An 18,189-nucleotide genomic window follows, 5' to 3' on the forward strand; every position below is an offset into this window, starting at 1 on the left:
AAGCAAGGAGCCACCCACATGAGCAACCAGGCCGACAAGCCGTCCGTCCTCTTCGTCTGCATCCACAACGCCGGCCGCTCCCAGATGGCTGCCGCCTACCTCGCGCACCTCTCCGGTGGCGCCGTCGAAGTCCGGTCCGCCGGGTCCGCCCCCGCCGACCAGGTCAACCCGTCCGCCGTGGCCGCCATGGCCGAGGAGGGAATCGACATCGCCGCCGAGACCCCCAAGATCCTCACGACAAAGGCCGTCAAGGAGTCCGACGTCGTCATCACCATGGGCTGCGGCGACACGTGCCCCATCTTCCCCGGCAAGCGCTACGAGGACTGGGAGCTCGCCGACCCCGCCGGCAAGGGCGTCGAGGCGGTGCGTCCCATCCGCGACGAGATCAAGCAGCGCATCCTCGGCCTGCTCGAGTCCCTCGACGTCACCCCCGCCAACGCCTGACCCGCCCTCGCGACCCCTCGACCGAGCCAAGGACACCGCTGGAATGACCGACACCCCGAACCTCGTCCGCAACGTCATCATCATCGGCTCCGGGCCGGCCGGCTACACGGCGGCCGTCTATGCCGCCCGCGCGAACCTCGCACCCATGGTGTTCGAGGGCGCCGTGACCGCCGGTGGCGCGCTGATGAACACCACCGAGGTCGAGAACTTCCCCGGCTTCAAGGACGGCATCATGGGCCCGGACCTGATGGACGGCATGCGCGCCCAGGCGCAACGCTTCGGCGCCGAGCTGGTCACCGACGACGTCACCGCCCTGGACCTGACCGGGGAGGTCAAGACCGTCACCGACGGCGAAGGCCGCACCCACCACGCCCGCTCGGTCATCCTGGCGATGGGCTCGGCCTACCGCGAGCTCGGCCTGCCGAGGGAGAAGGAGCTCTCCGGGCACGGCGTGTCCTGGTGCGCCACCTGCGACGGGTTCTTCTTCCGCGACCAGGACATCGCCGTCGTCGGCGGCGGCGACTCCGCTATCGAGGAGGCGACCTTCCTGACGAAGTTCGCCCGCACCGTCACGATCATCCACCGCCGCGACGCCCTGCGCGCCAGCAAGATCATGGCCGACCGCGCCTTCGCCAACGACAAGATCCGCTTCGCCTGGAACTCCGAGGTCGCCGCGATCCACGGCGACGGGAGGCTGTCCAGCATCACGCTGCGTGACACGGTCACGGGCCAGACCCGTGAGCTCGCGGTCACCGGCCTGTTCGTCGCCATCGGCCACGACCCGCGCAACGAGCTGCTCACCGGCACCATCGACACCGACGAGGCCGGCTACGTCCTGGTCGACGGCCGCTCCACCCGCACCAACGTCCCGGGCGTCTTCGCCTGCGGTGACCTCGTCGACCACACCTACCGCCAGGCCATCACCGCCGCCGGCTCCGGCTGCGCCGCCGCCCTCGACGCCGAGCACTACCTCGCCGCCCTAGAGGACACCGCCACGCCGGAAGAGGCGGCTGTGGAGGCCGCCGTGATCGACGAGACCGACGCCGGCGAGATCCCCAACGTGCGGGCCGGCGTCCGCGCCGACACGGCGAGCACTGTTCCGTCCGCTGTCGCGGCACTCTTCGGCGGCCCGGCTCGTGGCTGAGCAGACAGACACCGCTGTAGACACCAGCGCCGGGTCTCCCTCGGTGCTCTTCGTCTGCGTCAAGAACAGCGGCAAGTCTCAGATGGCAGCCGCGCTCATGCGCTCCCTCGCCGGCGACCAGGTCGAGGTCTACTCCGCTGGCACCAAGCCGGGTGACTCGGTCAACGCCCTGTCAGCCCAGGCGGTAGCTGAGATCGCGGCCAGCATGGAGGGGGAGGCGCCCAAGGCGATCGACCCAGACCTGCTCCGCCGCGTCGACCGTGTCGTTGTGCTCGGCTCCGATGCTGTCGTGCACCCCGTGGAAGGCATGCGGGGCACGATTGAGAACTGGGAGACCGACGAGCCGTCAACGCGCGGCGTCGACGGCATCGACCGCATGCACTTGATCCGTGACGACATCCTGGCCCGGTGTGAGCGTCTGCTGAGCGCCATGCGCGGTCACTGAGCCTGCTCCCATTTGACCGGCAAGCGGGCGTTGTCAACACGCAGCAGCCTGTGTACGGAGTTCAGTGGACCAGAACGCATGCCAGGAAGCCCAATCCGCGTCCCACTAAGGCCGACCACCGCGCGCTTCTCGGCAGAGTCGGACGCTCACGATCATCCTCGAGCTCGCTCGGGGGTACCTAGAAACGGTCGTTCTGAGGTGCGGCCGACACGCCGGCAAGAACCGGCCCAGAACCCCAGTCCAAACCTTCGATGGTCTCGCGCCGCAGCCACGCTGATGGCTTGCTCGCCCTCGTGGCGATCATTGGCTACGCCAGGGGGTATCGCTGGCCCGCGGCTGGAGGCCACTGACCTGCCCCGCTCAGCTGGCGTTGCGGGTCCGTTCCAGCCAGTCCTTGCCGGCGATGACCTGCCTGGTGCGGTCGCCGAGCTCCGGGGCTGCACCCTGGCCGTCGGAGCGGTTGACCACCTCATCGCGCAGGATCCGGTCCGCCTCGGCGTGGCGGCCTTCGGCGTCGGCGATGGCAGCGAGGTCGAGCCGCGGGATCTCCTCGTCGGGCGCGGCCAGTGCGGCGGTCTGCGCGGCAAGCCGAGCCCGCCGCAGGTCGCCTGCTCGCAGGCTGTGAGTGGTGACGAGGTGGGCGACGTCGACGATGGCGCACAGCAGGTGCTGGTCGATCCGGTCGCCATCGACGAGCCAGTACCAGCGGTCCTCTTTGAGGCTGCTGAAAGGTTGGCCCTGCACCAGCCGCAGGGCGGCGTCGAGGTCCTCGATCCCGTCGGGTCCGCGTGCCTCTCCGCGGACTCGGAGCCTGCGGAAGAGGTCAGCGTCGACGAGGACGTCGACGACCTGGTAGACGCCGACGCCGCGGGTGAGAGCGGCTGGGGCCTTCCGGGCGTCGGGGAGGTGCTTGTCGCCGGTTCGGGGGTTCACCCCGAGCCAGTCGCGCAGGATCCGGATGTAGTCGCGCGCCTTGGCCTGGGTGATGTTAAAGGTGTCGGCGAGCTCGGCCGGGGTCGCGCCGTGGGGGCGGGTGGCGAGGTAGGTGAGCATCTCGGTGAAGTAGTGCTTCCGCTTGGTCAGCGCCGTGCCCCGGGTGCGGGCGCTCACCGGTCCGAGCAGGGTCAGGCGTGGCAGCCGGCAGTCATCGGACCACCACGCGGCGAGGTCCGCGTCAAGGATGGGGTCCGCGGCGAGCACGGCGTCGCTGACCTGGGCGGTGACATTGGGTGCGAGTGCTTGCAGGTCCTCTGGGGTGGTGGCGCCGTCGCGGAGGTACTCCTCGTCGTCGAGATCCAGCACGGTGGTGACCGGCTCGCCGAGGCTGTGCTCGTCGAGGGTCCGGGGCAGCGTGTGTTCGTCGCGCACAGCGCCAGCGTTGTTGCTCCACGCCCGCCACCCCGGCGCGGCGTCCACATCGTCCGTGGGGGCCGGGATGGGGACGTCGTCGAGCTCCTCGCTCTGGGCGAGCAGGGCCGCGCAGCCCTGTGCTTCGTCCGGGGTCAGGCCGACCGCCACGAGGTCGAGCCCGACGCCCGGCAACCGGACCCGCCCATCCGCCGTCACCGAGAGCTCCATGGGTGGGGGTGGGCTGCTGGCGTCGCTGGCGGCGCGCTGGCCGCAGACGACGACGCTGGTGGCGGTGCGGCCGACGTGTGCGTTCATGAGGTCGAGCAGCTGTGTCAGGGCTGGGGTGGCCGCGGCATGAACAGCGGCGTCAAGGATGAGCAGTCGAGCTGGCCAGGCATCGGCGCCGGCCTGGGCACCCCTGGCGGTGGGCACGTCGTCGCCGAGATCGTGAACTCGGTCGAGCGTCGCGATGGCGTCGGTGAGGACGGCAGCGGCCGGGTCGCCGCCGGTGTGAACGCGGAGCCGGTCGCGGTTCATGGCGGCCACCTCAGCGCCGACCCCGATCATGTCCACCCGGACGCCGTGTGACCACGGGTTGCAGGCGATCTCGGCGAGCAGGTACCGGGCCAGGTCGCGGCTGAAGTCGGCGTCTCCGGTGATGCTGACGTTGAGGTCCTCGAGGTTGAGCAGCCAGCGGGCGCCGGTGTCGCTTGCTCCCATCGTGACCAACAGGGGGTAGGGAGCGGGTTGGTCGTGCACGGCTGGCCCGACCTCGTCGAGCGTGGTGCCGGTCGGCAGCGTCCAGTGCAGCTGGTCGGGTGTGCCCTGCCAGGGCGCGGCGAGACTGGCCGGGCTGATCAGGTGCAGGCGGATGGTCGAGTCGGTCAGCTCGATGGCCGCGAGCTGCGGGACTACGCCGCCGGCTCGGGCGTGGGCAGCCGCGAGGCGGCGGAGCATCTCGTCAAGATGGTCGACGGTCGGGGCGGTGTCGCCGCCAACAGCGACGAGGGTCTTTTCCACCGGCGCCAGTGCCGGCTCGGGTGTGGCGATCGTCCGCCCGGGCCGGCGTGCCCTGAACTGGGTAGCCCGTCGCCGGCGCAGGCCCAGGAGCATCGACCCCGCGAGGAGCGCTCCCGCCCCGGTGAGGCCAGTCAGCATCCAAGAGGCCGGCACCTCACCCTGCTGGACCTTGACCGGCGCTTCCTCGACCGATGACCCGGGAGTTGCTGTCGCCGGGGATCTGCCGTTGGCTGTCCGGTTTCCGGCTGATAGGGGCGGCGGTTGTGTCGTCGGTGTCGCGCCCTCGGCCACGGTCGTCGAGCCGGCCGCGGCAGAGGGTTCTTGGGCTGGGGCGGGCGACCAAGTCCTGCCGCCGTGCTCGGGTGCTGGCCAGTGCGGGACGCGACCATCCGGCGACGCGGCGGGCGCGGGCGGTGGCTCGGTGTCCGGTTCGTCGACTGCAGGGATGGTGAGGATCCACCCGGGGCGGATGAGGTCCGGGTCGCGCAGCCGGTCGCCATCGGGCTGGGGGGTGTCCGTGGAGGCGTCGAAGATCTCTGGGTAGCGGCTGGCAGCCCCCAGCTGTTCCTGGGCGATGCCGGAGAGCGTGTCTCCCGGGTGCACGGCGACGGTGTGCTCTCGGGCTTCGTGCGCTCCTTGGTTGCTCTCAGCGTCACGCGTCTCCGGCACAGGTGCAGTGGGGACGGTCAGGGTCCACCCCGGCTGGATGAGGTCCGGGTCGGTCAGTCGTGCGCCGCCGGGCTGGCGGGTGTCCCTGGAGGCCTGGAAGATCTCCGGGTACCGGCCCGCGGACCCCAGCTGTTCCTGCGCGATCTGCGACAGCGTGTCCCCCCGTTCTACCGTGAGGGTGTGTGCGGTGTCTGTGGTGGCGGTCTCGCGGGGGATGACGAGCACGGTGCCCGCGGTGAGGAAGCCGGGTTTGTCGCCGAGCACGTTGGTGTTGAGGGCGGCGATGTCCGTGAAGCGCGCCCCGGAGCCGAGCCATTGTTCGGCAATCGACCACAGCGACTCGCCCCGCTTGACGGTGTGCGTCAGCAAGTGCGGAGCACTGCCCCGATGGCTCCCACGGTTCGCGGTCAGGGTGTCCGCTGTGGCAGATCCCGTGGCGGCGTGGGCGGGGCGTCCTTCCTTGGGTGTGCCGTTGCTTTCCGCGTGGGCCCCGGCGGGGATCTCAACCGTGGCAGCGACAACCGCCGGAGACCTCGCGATGGTGGCGGCCTTGGCCGGCTGGGCACCGACGGGCGCGGTGATGAAGAGCAGCAGCGCGGCGCTGACCAGATTCCTGGCAGCCCCCTGGGGCATCCCTAGCCCCGGCAGCCGAGGGGGCCGGACCCCCCGCAGCCGCGAGATGAGCTCGAGGACAATGGATCCGGTCAGGAAGAGCCAGGCCGCCCAGCCGAGGAGCGTGAGAACGCCGAGCACGAGGGAACCGTCGTCCGGGCTGGTCAGCGCCGCCCACAACCGGCTCATCGAGCGCACGGAGGGGATCGTGTCCGGGATGAGGTCGGCTCCGACGTTCAGCAAGGCAGCGGGGAGGCCGAGCAGGATCGCGGTGAGCCCGGCCGTCGCGGCCAGGCCGAGCAGACGGGCCCGAAGCCGGGCGTCCCGCTGAGCCCCGAGGGTCATTGCTCGACCCCGTCGACGGACCGGGTGGTGCGGGAGTCTGCGGTCCCGTGGACGGTGAACGAAGTCAGCCCGATGATGCCGAGGAACGTGCACTCGTAGGTCGCCGTGGTGGTGACGTGCACGGTCTGGCCGTTCACGAGGGACGCGGTCCCGGTCATGCCCGATCCGGCGAGGTAGGTCTGGGCGGCGCGTTGGGCGGCGTACGGGTCGACGGTGACTCCGTCGCCGCGGACCGCGCCGGCCGCTTGCAGCTGCTGGCCGCCGGCGCGGGCCGCCTGGCGGGCGACGTCCTGCGCGCGCTGCTGGGCGCCGACCGTGCCTCCGAGGTCGACGGCGAGGCCGACGAGGATGATCATGACGAGGCCGCTGGCTGCCAGCCAGATGCTCACCGAGCCGCGGTCGTGTCGCGCCACGCCGAGGCGTTGGCGGCGTTCACGGGATCCTGGGCGCTCCGGGGTTGGTGGCCGTGTCGTCGTGGTCGTCGTGGTCGTCGTGGTCGTCGTGCTGGCGGTCATGGTCATCACCGCTCTCGGTAGGTGTCGATGGCGGACCGCATCGTGGCGGTGACCGACTTGGAGCCGGGGACGCCGGGCACGGACAGGTCGGCGAGGTCGACCTCGCAGGTCACGGTCGCGGTGACCTGGGCGGGGGTGCCCACCGGGGCGGCGAACCCGGTGGTGTCGACCGACACGGCCGTGGTGGCGCAGGTGAGCCCTTGACTGGCCAGCGTCGAGCTCGCCGATGCGGACGCGGCGCCTTCCGCTTCTGCCTGGGTGCGGGAGATCGACGCCGAGCGGGCCGCGCTGGTGGCGGCCGCCTCGACGGTCTGGTGCGCGATGGCCATCCGGCCGGCGAAGACGATGAGCCCGACGAAGAGCAGGAACGCGGGGACGCCGATCACGGTCTCGATGACGGCCGAGCCCTGCTCGGAACTACTCCGGTCGGGGTGGTGAACGCGGCGGGGGGATGGGAGACGGGTCATCGGGTGATCCGTTCGATAGGCACCGTCGCTGATTGCCGCACCGAGGGCGACCAGCCCGGGATGACGCTGAGCGAGGTCCCTGTGACGGTCACCGTCGCGACCTCCGCGGTCCGACTGCTGTTGACGCGGGCGCTCTTGAGGACGTCGTCACCGCCGGCCGCGGCGACGAAGGAGGCCGCTGCGGCCACGCCGGCTCCCCCGCTGCCGTCCTCGACCGAGGAGGCCCTGGCGCCTTCCTGCGCCGCGGCGATCGCGACGGACCTCGCGTGGTAGAACAGCGCCCCCTGCATCCCGAGGAACATGACCGTGAAGAGCACCGGCAGCAGCAGCACCATCTGGATCGAGGCCGACCCGCGCTCGGATGGCCCCGCCGCGGCGGGCCGGCGCCGTCTCATGGGCTGGCTGCTGGGTCGCGTGCTGTTCATCCTCGGGCCGTGGGTCCGGTGGCTACTTGATGCTGCCGGCCTTGGAGGTCACGTAGCTGGTGATGGCAGCGACGACGATCCCGACGATGCCGATGATCGCGACCGCCCAGATCACCATCTCCATGGTGACCGCGCCCCGGTCAGAGAGTTGGGCTTCGCCGGGTTTGGCGTTGCGTCCGGGCCTGGTCGCCAGGGTGGCCTCCGCCTTGTCCGTGAGGGTGGCGCCGAGGATGTGCAAGGTCGCTGCGAGGTAGTGCATGAGCCTCTCCTGTCTTCGTGGTGCTGCCGGGTGGTCCCGAGTTCTCCCGGGCCTGTTCACGTTTCTTCACTTGTGCGGGTGGTGCGAGATCGTCTGCAGTTGATGGATTACGGTGCAGTGCCGCTCAGGTCCGTTACGGTCAGGTGTCGCCCATGACCCGCAGCAGCGCGGGGGCGACGAGGATGGCGAGGAAGATGACGCCGAGCAGGCTCATCGGGATGGACATGCGTTCGCCGACCTCGTTGGCCTTCGCCTTCTCGGCGCCGAGCATCGCGGCGCGCATCCCGGCGGACCGGGCTCGCAGGTTGGAGTAGATCTGGGCGCCTTCCTCCCCGGAGAGGCGCATGATGTCGGCCAGGTCCTGCAGCTCGGGCAGGCCGAGCTCGTCGGCGAGGTTGCGCAGCGCGTCCCATGGGGTGAGGCCGGACCAGCGGGTCCGGGCGAGCTCCTCACGGAGGCGCCGGAAGACCCAAGAGTCGCCGACGTCGGCGGCGGCTTCCATCGCCTGCCGGGGACCGGCTCCGCTGTTGCGTTCGAGGGCGACGAGGTCGATGTAGGCGCCCAGGGCGCGGGCGAACTCGGCCCGTGCCTTCTTCGCGTCGTCGCGGGCGTTGTAGTCCGGCAGGAAGAAGAAGACCACCGCAGCCCCGAGCGAGGCGATCACGGGGATGACGACGGGGACGGGCAGCCGCATCAAGGTGAAGAAGACCGCGAGCAGGGGCGGGGCCAGCAGCCCCAGCCCGGCGAACATGAGCTTCTCCCCGTAGAAGCGGCTCACCGGGATCCGCAGGATCGCCAGCTCCCTGACGGGGAGGGCGCCCCACGTCGCCGCGGGCAGCGTCTTCATCCCCCACAGCCCGAGCCGTTCCCGCGTGTCCGTCGCGCCCGCTGGGGCTTGGGTCAGGCCGGTGCGGGACCCGGCCCGGTGGGGCGAGAGTCGTTTGAGGGCGTCGCCCAGGTCTGGGTCTGCTGGGGTGAGGCGCCACACGAGCAGGGCGACGCCGAACCCGAGAAGGCTCCCGGCGAGGATGGCGAGCTGCAGTCCGGTGGGCATCAGCGAGCCGCCTCCTTCGCGGCCGCGCAGATGAACCGCGGGAGGCTCTGCCCGAGGGCCATCCGCTTCATCCAGATCAGGGTCGTGACGTAGAGGCTCAGCAGGACGACGAGGATGACCTGCCCGAACGGGGTGGCGTAGGGGGCGATGTAGTCGCCGGTGAGGGCGAGGACGGCGAGGACGCCGATGGTGATGATGGTGACCCAGCGGGCGGTCGAGCGCGGTTTGGCGCGGTCGGCCTCGATCTCGCGTCGGGCCCGCACGTCGGCGGCGACGGACTCGGCCAACGCCTCGAGGACGCTGGCGACGCCGGCGCCGCGGCGGCGGGCGGCGAGGATGAGGTTGGCTGCGACGAGGTCGCCGGTCGCGTCGTCGAGATCGTCGGCGAAGGCTCGCAGCGCTCGTTCGGTGCCCCACCGGGCCCGGAGCCGGGACGCCAGTCGGGTGACCTCGGGACGGATCGGTTCCGGGGTGGAGCGCAGGGTGGAGATCAGGGCCTGCTCGAGCCCGACGCCGGCGGTGAGGATGCCGGACAGGGAACGGGTCCACTCCTCCATCGCCTCGAGCCGCTCGATCTGGTGCGCGGACTCGGGGGAGGACAGCAGGTACGGGAGCCCGGCGAGTGTCGCTGGCACGATGAGGAGCGCGACGACCCACCCGGTCAACGTCGCCACAAGGACCCCGATCGCGACACCGGCGAGGAGCAGCCGCTGGGTGCGGCGGCTGGCACCCGCGGACCTCGACCAGCGTGACCCGGGCGACCCGGGCAGCGCACGCCGGCGTGGTGTGTTCGAGGCGACGGGCCGCCGGCGTAGTCCCAGGACGAGCCCGAGCAGGCCCGCGACGACGAGGGCGCCGGCGACGGCCGGGATCAGCGGTGTCATGACGCGGCCTCGTCCCGGTGCCCGTGGAAGCCGGCCAGGTCGAAGCCCCACTGCTGCAGGTCGCGGTAGTCGTCGGGCAGCACGTTGGGGGTCGCCACCCGGGCGCCAGGTTCGGTCGCGAAGACCTTCTGCACGGCGTAGCCCTTCTCCCGCTCGCCTTGGGTGACGGTGATGACCTCGGAGACCCAGCGGGCGCGTTGCGCGGTGCCGTCGGCCAGCGGGCTGGTCTCCAGGTGGACGTGGACGACGAGGTTGATGCTCGCCGCGATCGCCCGCACGGCGTAGTCGTGGGTGACGTGCGGGCCGGCCTCCATCGCGCAGGTGACGAGCTTGTTGATGGCGCCCTCGGCGTTGACGGCGTGGGTCGTGCTGATCGACCCGGCGCCGGACTCCATCGCTTTGAGCATGGCGAGGATCTCGTGGCCGCGGACCTCGCCGACGATCTGCCGGGAGAGGTTGAACCGGAACGAGTCGAACAGCGCCTCGCTGAGGGTAAACTCGCCGGCCTGGCGTCCGTCGGCGCCGCGCTCCCCCGACCCGGGCCGGGCCTCCCACGCGAAGACGATGGGGTGGGTGTCGGTCAGCTCGTGCAGGTGCAGCTCGTACTCGGTTTCGAAGGTGCCGATGATCTCGTGCCGCGGGATCTCGGCGCACAACGCGCGCACCAGCGTCGTCTTGCCGGCGCCCTGCGCCCCCGACACGACGATGGACTTGCGCGCGCGGACCGCCGCCCGCAGAAACGACGCGGCAGTCTCCGACAGGTTGCCGCGTGCCACGAGATCAGCGAGGGTCACCTGGCGCAGCCGGTGCCGGCGGATCACCATCGACGGGCGCGGCGTCACCCACGCCACCGCCGCCAGCCGGGCACCGCCGTCCAGGCGCAGGTGCAGCTTCGGTTGGGCCTCGGAGAACGGCCTGGCGTTGGCCTCGGACCGGCTCGCGAGGAACACGAGGAAGTCGATGAGCTCCTGGTCGCTGTTCGCGACCGCCGGGCCGGGCACCATGCGCCCGTCCGTCAGCTCGAGGGCCACCCGGTCGCAGCCGGTGACGATGATGTTCTCGACCCGGTCATCGTCCACGAGCGGCTGCAGCCGCCCCAGACCGAACAGCGCGTCGTCGAGCGCCTGAGCCATCTCGTCCTGCTCGGCCGCGCTCCACTGCGCCTGCCCCGCCTCGACACGGGTCACGGACTCGTCGTTGAGCAGGTCAAGGATGATCGCGCGGCCCCGCTCCCGCTGCACCGTCTGCGAGAGGTGCGCCCGCTCCTCCCCAAGCGCGGCGCTGAGCCGGTCCGAGGCCTGTTGCCGCAGCGTCGCCACCAGCTCCCAGTCCAGCCCGCTCCCATATGCCGCCCGCACCGGACGCAGTTCAGACGACGTCCGCTTGAGCTGGACGCTCGAAGGGTCAGACTCCCGATGGCGGTCGGCCGCTGGCCGCATTGAAAAGGTGCCCCGCACCCGGCCCGGCCGCGAAGGTGCCGATCTCCCCGCCGGTGGTGACCCGGGCGTCTGTGCTGCTGTCGGTGTCGCGAACAGCGGAAGCGACGTCGGATCGGTCGGGTCATCGGGGTCAGTGGCGTGAGTCGGCTGCGCCGCCTGCGCGGTTCGCGGAACGCCGATGCTCTCGTTCATGGTCGAGCTCCCATCGGGCTGCGGTCCGGTTGGCCTGCGAGTTCCTCGCGGTTGGAGGCGACCGTTGCGTCGATCGCGTCCCGGGCGGCGGACAGGCTGCGCACGAGCGGTGACGTGTTGAACTTTCGGGGCGCGTTCGCGCCCCTGCCGAACACCTGGGCGGCTGCGGAATCCCCTGCGAGAGAGGCGATCACGGGGACCTGGAGCACCTTGTGGACCTCGCGACGGCTGTACGGGTCGCCCTCCCCCACCATCAGCACCGCGAGGGACGCGGACCCGCCGACCCGTACGAAGCCGCCCCGGAGCGTCTCCGCCCAGGACCTTGCCCCGGCCAGGGACACCAGGTCAGAGCGCACCACGAGAAGGCACAGGTCCGCGGCGTACAGCAGTGGCTCCGGGTAACCGTGAAGGCCCAGCCGGCCGGCGTCGACGATGACGTCTTGTCCGGTCCGCTCCAGCCCCTTGAGGGCGGCCGCGAGCGGCTCCCACAGCGGGACGAGGCTGGGTGCGGGAATCGCCTGCTCCATTTGCCCGTTGCGGTGGGCCAGTGCGAGGTCGATGAGCGAGGCGGTCGGAGCGGTCTGACCGCGCAGGTAGCCCGCGAAGACCGAGGACCCGCCGGTCGGGTCGGCTTCCACGAGCAGGACCGGCCGGGGCCAGGCCAGTGCCAGGCCGACGGCCGAGGCGGTAACGCCCGGTGAGCCGGACGCGGACGTGAGGACGATGAGCGCCATCAGCCTCACCGCTCCCGGCTGTCGAGAACGAGCACGACCCGGCCGGTCGCGGCCCGTGCGGCGAGCTCGCCGGCCTCGTCCTTCGGGACCATCACCGACACGACCGTCTTGTCCTGCTCCGCGCCCGGGTGCAGACCCACGACGGTGGCCGTCACCTCGACCGGCCGGCCCTCTGTGACCTCGCCCTGCGCGCCCGGAGTGGCGACGATGCGGACGGTGTCACCAGCCTGCACCGGTTCACCCGGCATTAGAGAGCGTGGCAGGGCGACACCTACGACCGACTGCCCCGACGGCGGGATCACCGATCTCGTCACCGACTCCGCCGTCACGAGGCTCCCGGCCGCCATGTCCATCGCGGCACGCTGGCCCACCAGGTCGTTCAGGCTGCCCCCGGCGACGGTCCGCAAGCCGGGGTCGACACCGACCTGGACGGTCATGAGGTCGGCTCGGTCGATCGTCTCGCCACGGGCGATGGTCGCCCGGACCGCGACGACGTCGTGGGTGTTGCTCGTCGACGTCCAGGCCCAGGCACCGAGCAGGGCGCCCAGGCAGACGGCTGCGACCGAGGCCACGACCATGATGGGACGGCGACGCAGCTTCGGCGCCGGGGCGGCCGGGACTGGCGCGGGCGTCGCGTGTCCATTCTGTCGGGCAGCGTCGGTGCTGCCCGTACGTGCTGTTGTCCCGGCCATCTGCGTTCCCCTGTCGAGAGTGTTACCGGTTGATGACTTGGGCCTCGCCCATGGTGATGTTCGTCGTCCGGGACAGGTCCAGCGGGATGACGCCGCTCTCCCCGACCCCGACCCAAGTCACGCTCCAGTAGCTCGTCGCAGTGACGGCGTACGAGCCTTGACGGGTGTACGTGTGGCCGCAGTCCGGACTCGACTGGCGCCCAGAGGAATCGGCGTACGGCGTCCCCTTCGTGAGACATACGACCTGCGTCCCGTCGCCCATGTCCCAGACGACCTTCTTGACCTTCGCCGTCGCTCGGACCGTGAAGCCGCCCGCTGACGCGGTACGCGTGATCGGCCCCCACGTGTTCTCTGCCGGGCCCTGCACCCACATCCACGTCGGAAGGCCGATGATCCCGATACTTCCCGACCGCGGCTCGGGGACGATCCCGATGTTGACCGCCTTCAGCTGCATCGCATTCACGGCCTGACGGGCCAGGACACGCGCGTCCGGGGGCGGCGGCGCAGCCGGAGGCGGACCGGCACCCCAGAACAGCAGCACCCGATCACCGTTCACATCGCTACCCGGGACGAGGCACTGATAGATCGCACCATCGTGGTGACCGCCCCAAATCGGATTCGACTTCGCGGGGGGAAAGAGAAGAGACCCTACGAAAAGGCACGTCACATGGTTTACCTCCATAAGGCTCGACCGCCCACCACCCGAACCCTGACTTGCACCTCCTGAGCCACCGCTGCCACTGGGGGCCCCACTATCGGATGATCCCCCGGCCATGCTGCCGCCGTCCGCCCAAATGACGCAGACGCCCTTGTCGCTGAACTCCTGGCACACGGGCGCGGCCGCGTGGGCTGCCGTGGTTGCGGTCAGCGTGGCTGCCACGACCGAGACCACTGCGAGTACTGGTCGGATGACTAGCACGAGTCAGCCTTTGCCTGCACGTACTCGACACGCCACCCTGAATGGCTGGGGTAGTCGCGATTCACGACGCCCACGAGCCGCAGCCCAGTGGGCTTCCTGCTGGCCGGCACAACGGACTTGCCTCTGCTGTCGACTATATCGACGGCACTGACGTCGTAGCAGACCAGGAAGGTCACGACTGGGACGGCGGGAGGAGTGGCCTTGAGATCATTTGTCAGGTCGGTCGCCACATGCGTGACCGACTTGAGCTTAGTCTCGCCCGTCTGCCTGAGCTTCTGAGCCTTGACGGCGCTCAGCACGTTGACGTTCTCAACCAATGCGGTCCCTACAGAGGACCCTTCGAAGAACGAGGGGTTGGTCTTGGCCGGCTCATACAACCCGAGGTCTGAGTCCCTGTAGTACCTCGACACCATCCCCCGGGCATCTGCCTCGGCGATCTGCGCGGGGCTCTTCGTCGCTGGCGTCGGTGAGCTGGAAGTTGAATTCGACACGCTCGCCGCTACGGAAGTAGAGGGCGTCGACGGAGTGGACGCACCGGTGCACGCAGCCAGCGCAGCCAGCGCAGCCAGGGCGATGGCGGCAACGGCCACCCCGCGGCCTCGCCTAGATGCTCGAGTCATGTCGTCTCTCCCCGGTCTCAAGAGATAAAGCCCGCCCACCTGCGCCTGGCGATCAGCGTTCGGTAGGGGTTTTCACGATATGGCGGGTTCGCGCCCATGAGCAGACCTGACGGCTACCTGTGGATAACTACCGGCAACCGTCCCCAGCCTGGGATTCGCCCATTTTGCACCTCATGCCAGACCATGGCACCACACCTAGGGTCATCACGCAGGTCGAGACCTCTCAGACTCAGCGGCCGCCTTGAGGGCCATGGACCGTCCTCCTCCACCAGGCGACGTCAGCGACACGGATCCGAGGTGATCGCCCAGACCTCGTGCCACGGCTTTGGAGACTGGGAGGTCACCATGAACCAGAAGAACCGCCGCGAGTTCGAGTCGCTCGCTGAAGCAGCCGAGCGCACAGGCTTGAGCACGAAGACGATTCGACGGCGCATCGCCAGCGGCGTGCTCGCCGCGTACCGCAGCGGCCCCCGCGTGCTGCGAGTCGACCCGGGCGACGTCGACCAGATGATGGTGCGCCTGCCGACCATGTCTGCAGGACCGGAGTCCGTGCGGGCGCCACACGCTTCCCGTTGATCCTCCACCCAGCGAGGGAATCCGCTTGCCTGGGGACTCCGAAATGCCCCACCGGCTTCGTAGCGGCATGATCAGTCGGGTGCGCCCCTACGACGACATAGGTGACCCGACCCAGGTGGGAGAGCCAGACGGGCACGGCTTGTTCGGCGTCCTCGACGAGGACGCCGATGGGCTCCTGTGCCATATCTGCGGCTGGCGAGGCTCACACTTGGGCCTCCACGCGTACAAGGGTCACGGCATGCGCGCCCGGCAGTACATCTCGAGCACGGCCTTCGTCGCTCCAAAGGGCTCGTAGCCGGGGCGGTGCTCGAGAAACTCGCCAAGCACGGCACAGCCCTCATGCCCTCCCGGACAGGTCTCATCGCTGCGATGATCCCAAGAGAGCCACCGCTGCACGGCTCGCGGGTGGCATGCCACTCTCCCCGCGAGGGCAGTAGTTTCGCCGTCTGGTCTCCAGACGCCACAAGCGAGTCGGCGTGTCGTCATCGTCGTCACCTGCGCAGAGTGCGGCGCGGAGTCTGCCCATTCCAATGGCGCGCCGGCGGAAGTTCTGCACACGATCCTGCGCCAGCCGGCACAACCGGCGCCGAGCCCTGCCGTCTGGCCCTGCCCGTTGACCAGAGTCGAACAGGCCGGTCAGGCAATGTCAGGATCGGGTTGACGGGTGATGAAGTCAGCCATGCCGGGGACCGTGAACGCGATCCGTCCGTGCTCCGGCGCGTACAGCAGCCCCTTGGCGATCAGGCCGGCGCGCGTGGGTCCCAGGCTGGTCGGTTTGCGGTTCAGCCGTCGCGCGACCTCGCCTGATGAGCTGCCGGCCTCCCCGTCCACGGCCATGGCCCGCAGGTAGGCCTGTTCGCTGCGGGTGGCGCGGTCCCAGCGGGCCCGGAAGAAGCCGTTGTCCAGAGCAGCCCGCCCCAGGGCTGCGCCCACTCGGGCGTCATGGACGGTGATCACGTCGTCGCCGAGGGCACTGTTCCACGTGTCCTGGCCATACTGCTGCAGGAAGTACGGGTAGCCGCGGGCCTCGTCGACGAGAAGCGCCACCCCGGCCGGCTCCCACGCGACGCCGGCCCTCTCGGCGGGGACGGTGAGCGCCTCGCCCGCGATCGCACGCGGCAGCGCCGTGATCGGATAGAACACGAAGAGCCGTTCGGCGTACGACTTCGCCTCCGCGACGTCCCGGGGCAGGGACGGTAGCCCGGCGAGGCAGAGCAGGAACGGCCAGCCCTGCTGCGAGGCCCGGTGCGCGATCGCGCAGAGCGCCACCAGCTCGCCCGTCGTCAGGTCCTGGGCCTCGTCGACGAGGACCGCCACCCCGACCCCTTCCTCCCCCAGGCCCTCGCTCAGGTCCTTGACGAGCTTGTCGAGATCGGTCTCCAGGACACCGGAGTCGGCCCCCCCACCCGGGGCGTCCGCGAGGTCGAGACCGAAGGACCACGCGCCCGTCGAGTCGTACGACGCCTTGAACGACAGAGCAGTCTTGAGGGCACGCAGGAACCGGCGTCCCGCGCTGGGTCGGGCCCGGTCCGACAGCGGGCCGTACAGCGCCTCACCCAACGCCACCCGCAACGTCTTGCCCGCACCGGCCTCGATTTGCGCCACCAGCCAGCCGCGCCCCTCCGCGGACTTGGCCATCGCGGTCTGCAGGACGGTCTTGCCCACACCGCGAAGCCCATAGAGGGCCACCGGCTGCACCGACAGACCCGCCATCACCCGGTCCAGCGCCACGTCCCAGTCGGACAGCTCGAGGTCACGGCCCACCAACGCTAGCGGCGGCCGACCCGCCCCCGGGCTATAGGGATTTCGCCTGGCCTCCACGAGCACTCCATCCTCTGACCATCTATGCCTGCATCTAGGCTAGCGCTAGATAGGCGTCAACCTGCCTAGACAAGCAGCGTCTCATGGCGGCGCCGAGCGTCACACGCTGGTGGCTCACCGGCAGCCGATCAGCAGTGCGCGACGACTCTCGCTTTCTGACCTCAGTCAGGCGCGGTCGGCAAGGGGTGCGTTTCATCGAGAGGTCCCGCAGCGAGCAGCGAGAGTGCAGCCGCAATTTGGGCGTCGCGGCCGGCAGCCGCGTGCTGGTATCGCAGAGCCGCCCCTACCGAAGAGTGACCTAGTCGCTGTTGCAGTTCGGCCAGCGTGGCCCCCGTCATCGCTGCCAGCGTGGCTCCGGTGTGCCGGAGGTCATGGACTCGAAGGTCCTCGCGAGCCGCAGCCAGCTTCGCCTTGCGGAAGGCGTCATTGAAGACGGTCGGCTGCAGATGACTGCGCCCGTCCCGCGCCGGGAAGAGCAAGGACTCCTTGCCTCGCCCGACGTGACCGGCAAGGTGCGCGCTGATTGCTGGCACCACGTGCGGCGGGATCGCAACGGTTCGCCGTCCGGCGGCGGACTTCGGCGCGCCAACGACCGGGCGTCCCTTGACCCAGGCAAGGGAGCGGTCGACGCGCACCGTCCCTCTCGTGAGATCCACGTCCTTGCGGCGTAGTTCAAGAACCTCGCCGATGCGCAAGGCGCACCAAGAACACAGAAGGGCGATGGCACGTCTGTGCTCGGGGAGGGTCGCCACGATGGTGTCCAGCTCGGCCACGGTCGCAGGCCTGATCTCGCGAGCGCGAGGCGCATTGGAGGCGGATTTGATTCGGCAGGGGTTGGCAAAGATCTCTTCGTCGGCCACGGCGGTGTTCAGTACTGCCTTCAAGAGCGCGTAGGCCCGGGCGTTCACCGTCGGGGTCGACCGGTTCAGACCGGCCCACCACACGCGCACCTGGCTCGGGGTGATGGACGCGAGGGGGCGATCCCCGAACACCGGAAGCAGATAACGCTCGAGCAGGTGCTCGTAGCCGTCCTTGGTCCGGGGCTTGAGGGGGCGGTCATCGAGCCAACGCCTCGCGTATGAGCTGAAGCTGGACGCGGTTCTCGTCTGCGTGCGCGACACCGGCGATTCCCACCGCCCGGACGCGACCAGGGTTCTCTCAGCGCCCAACCACGCCTCAGCGTCGCCCTTGGTCGCGAAGGTAGTCGGCGAGTTGTGGCGGGCCAGGTCGGGGCCGACGTAGCTGGCCTGCCACCGCTTGGACGGCAGACGCCGAAGATGTCCGAAGCCTCGTTTGTTGGGCTTGTTCGCCACCTGCGACCCTCCCGATCGAGCTCTCGCCGTGCGATTAGCGTGCGATTAGAGAGTACATCTGAGCGGTGTTGTGTCCGCTTGTGACTCTGGGACACAGCAATCCGTAGGACTGCATAAGCGCAGGTCAGAGCGAGTTTTCGCAGGTCACACGATGGAGCTGGCGAGGGGACTCGAACCCCTAACCGCCTGTTTACAAGACAGGTGCGCTACCGATTGCGCCACGCCAGCACGCCCCCGACGTGAGCGCCGC

At 70.0% G+C, this 18,189-nt stretch carries 18 protein-coding genes and 1 tRNA gene; 4 read left to right on the forward strand and 15 right to left on the reverse strand.

Annotated elements, in window-relative coordinates; all coding sequences use genetic code 11:
- Window positions 1–18: 18 nt before the first annotated feature.
- Genes ABD194_RS08755 through ABD194_RS08765 form a run of 3 tightly spaced genes read left to right on the forward strand, consistent with a single transcriptional unit; the run spans window position 19 to window position 2,033 of the window.
- Window positions 19–444, forward strand: a complete 426-nt coding sequence (locus tag ABD194_RS08755; RefSeq protein ID WP_343990217.1) for an arsenate reductase ArsC — start codon at window positions 19–21, stop codon at window positions 442–444.
- Between the two features lie 43 nt (window positions 445–487).
- The gene (gene trxB, locus ABD194_RS08760) at window positions 488–1,588 is read left to right on the forward strand and encodes a thioredoxin-disulfide reductase (RefSeq protein WP_343990220.1); all 1,101 of its coding nucleotides are present in this window, start codon (window positions 488–490) and stop codon (window positions 1,586–1,588) included.
- Entirely contained in the window at window positions 1,581–2,033 is a 453-nt protein-coding gene (locus ABD194_RS08765; RefSeq protein WP_343990223.1) for an arsenate-mycothiol transferase ArsC, read from the forward strand. Before trxB ends, ABD194_RS08765 begins: the two co-directional genes overlap by 8 nt.
- 360 nt (window positions 2,034–2,393) lie before the next feature.
- Here ABD194_RS08765 and ABD194_RS08770 read toward each other — a convergent pair whose 3' ends face one another.
- The 12 genes from ABD194_RS08770 to ABD194_RS08825 all read right to left on the reverse strand — a co-directional run bounded on the left by ABD194_RS08770 (window position 2,394) and on the right by ABD194_RS08825 (window position 14,199).
- Window positions 2,394–6,029: a LysM peptidoglycan-binding domain-containing protein gene (locus ABD194_RS08770; RefSeq protein ID WP_343990226.1), complete on the reverse strand. Its 3,636-nt coding sequence runs from the start codon at window positions 6,027–6,029 to the stop codon at window positions 2,394–2,396.
- Window positions 6,026–6,544, reverse strand: coding sequence for a TadE/TadG family type IV pilus assembly protein (locus ABD194_RS08775; RefSeq protein WP_343990229.1), 519 nt, complete (start codon window positions 6,542–6,544; stop codon window positions 6,026–6,028). Before ABD194_RS08775 ends, ABD194_RS08770 begins: the two co-directional genes overlap by 4 nt.
- Before the next feature lie 5 nt (window positions 6,545–6,549).
- Window positions 6,550–7,011: a TadE family protein gene (locus ABD194_RS08780; protein WP_343990232.1), complete on the reverse strand. Its 462-nt coding sequence runs from the start codon at window positions 7,009–7,011 to the stop codon at window positions 6,550–6,552.
- A complete protein-coding gene (locus tag ABD194_RS08785; protein ID WP_343990235.1) occupies window positions 7,008–7,406 on the reverse strand; it encodes a TadE/TadG family type IV pilus assembly protein in 399 nt (132 codons plus the stop codon). The genes ABD194_RS08780 and ABD194_RS08785 overlap by 4 nt, the downstream gene beginning before the upstream one ends.
- A 52-nt stretch (window positions 7,407–7,458) precedes the next feature.
- Window positions 7,459–7,695, reverse strand: a complete 237-nt coding sequence (locus ABD194_RS08790; protein ID WP_343990238.1) for a hypothetical protein — start codon at window positions 7,693–7,695, stop codon at window positions 7,459–7,461.
- A gap of 139 nt (window positions 7,696–7,834) precedes the next feature.
- Window positions 7,835–8,749 (reverse strand): type II secretion system F family protein, encoded by a 915-nt coding sequence (locus tag ABD194_RS08795; RefSeq protein WP_343990241.1) that lies wholly within the window; start codon window positions 8,747–8,749, stop codon window positions 7,835–7,837.
- Window positions 8,749–9,633 (reverse strand): type II secretion system F family protein, encoded by an 885-nt coding sequence (locus ABD194_RS08800; RefSeq protein ID WP_343990244.1) that lies wholly within the window; start codon window positions 9,631–9,633, stop codon window positions 8,749–8,751. Before ABD194_RS08800 ends, ABD194_RS08795 begins: the two co-directional genes overlap by 1 nt.
- Complete coding sequence (locus ABD194_RS08805; RefSeq protein ID WP_343990247.1) at window positions 9,630–10,991, reverse strand: TadA family conjugal transfer-associated ATPase; 1,362 nt, start codon at window positions 10,989–10,991, stop codon at window positions 9,630–9,632. The genes ABD194_RS08800 and ABD194_RS08805 overlap by 4 nt, the downstream gene beginning before the upstream one ends.
- Window positions 10,992–11,260: 269 nt before the next feature.
- Entirely contained in the window at window positions 11,261–11,998 is a 738-nt protein-coding gene (locus ABD194_RS08810) for a hypothetical protein (RefSeq protein ID WP_343990250.1), read from the reverse strand.
- A 5-nt stretch (window positions 11,999–12,003) separates the two neighbouring features.
- Window positions 12,004–12,576 carry an SAF domain-containing protein gene (locus ABD194_RS08815; RefSeq protein ID WP_343990253.1) on the reverse strand — a complete coding sequence of 191 codons (573 nt, stop codon included), beginning with the start codon at window positions 12,574–12,576 and terminating at the stop codon, window positions 12,004–12,006.
- 136 nt (window positions 12,577–12,712) lie between these two features.
- Complete coding sequence (locus ABD194_RS08820) at window positions 12,713–13,153, reverse strand: hypothetical protein (protein WP_343990256.1); 441 nt, start codon at window positions 13,151–13,153, stop codon at window positions 12,713–12,715.
- 449 nt (window positions 13,154–13,602) lie between these two features.
- On the reverse strand, window positions 13,603–14,199 hold the full coding sequence (locus tag ABD194_RS08825) for a hypothetical protein (RefSeq protein ID WP_343990259.1): 597 nt from the start codon (window positions 14,197–14,199) through the stop codon (window positions 13,603–13,605).
- 327 nt (window positions 14,200–14,526) lie between these two features.
- Here ABD194_RS08825 and ABD194_RS08830 point away from each other — a divergent pair, with 327 nt between their 5' ends.
- Complete coding sequence (locus ABD194_RS08830; RefSeq protein ID WP_343990262.1) at window positions 14,527–14,805, forward strand: helix-turn-helix transcriptional regulator; 279 nt, start codon at window positions 14,527–14,529, stop codon at window positions 14,803–14,805.
- 636 nt (window positions 14,806–15,441) lie between these two features.
- Here ABD194_RS08830 and ABD194_RS08835 read toward each other — a convergent pair.
- The 3 genes from ABD194_RS08835 to ABD194_RS08845 all read right to left on the reverse strand — a co-directional run bounded on the left by ABD194_RS08835 (window position 15,442) and on the right by ABD194_RS08845 (window position 18,167).
- On the reverse strand, window positions 15,442–16,632 hold the full coding sequence (locus ABD194_RS08835; protein WP_343990265.1) for an ATP-binding protein: 1,191 nt from the start codon (window positions 16,630–16,632) through the stop codon (window positions 15,442–15,444).
- Between the two features lie 155 nt (window positions 16,633–16,787).
- The gene (locus ABD194_RS08840) at window positions 16,788–17,939 is read right to left on the reverse strand and encodes a tyrosine-type recombinase/integrase (RefSeq protein ID WP_343990268.1); all 1,152 of its coding nucleotides are present in this window, start codon (window positions 17,937–17,939) and stop codon (window positions 16,788–16,790) included.
- 152 nt (window positions 17,940–18,091) lie between these two features.
- A tRNA-Thr gene (locus tag ABD194_RS08845) sits at window positions 18,092–18,167 on the reverse strand.
- Between the last annotated feature and the right edge of the window lie 22 nt (window positions 18,168–18,189).

The organism is Terrabacter terrae (assembly GCF_039529575.1).
In the GTDB taxonomy this organism is placed as follows: Bacteria; Actinomycetota; Actinomycetes; order Actinomycetales; family Dermatophilaceae; genus Terrabacter; species Terrabacter terrae.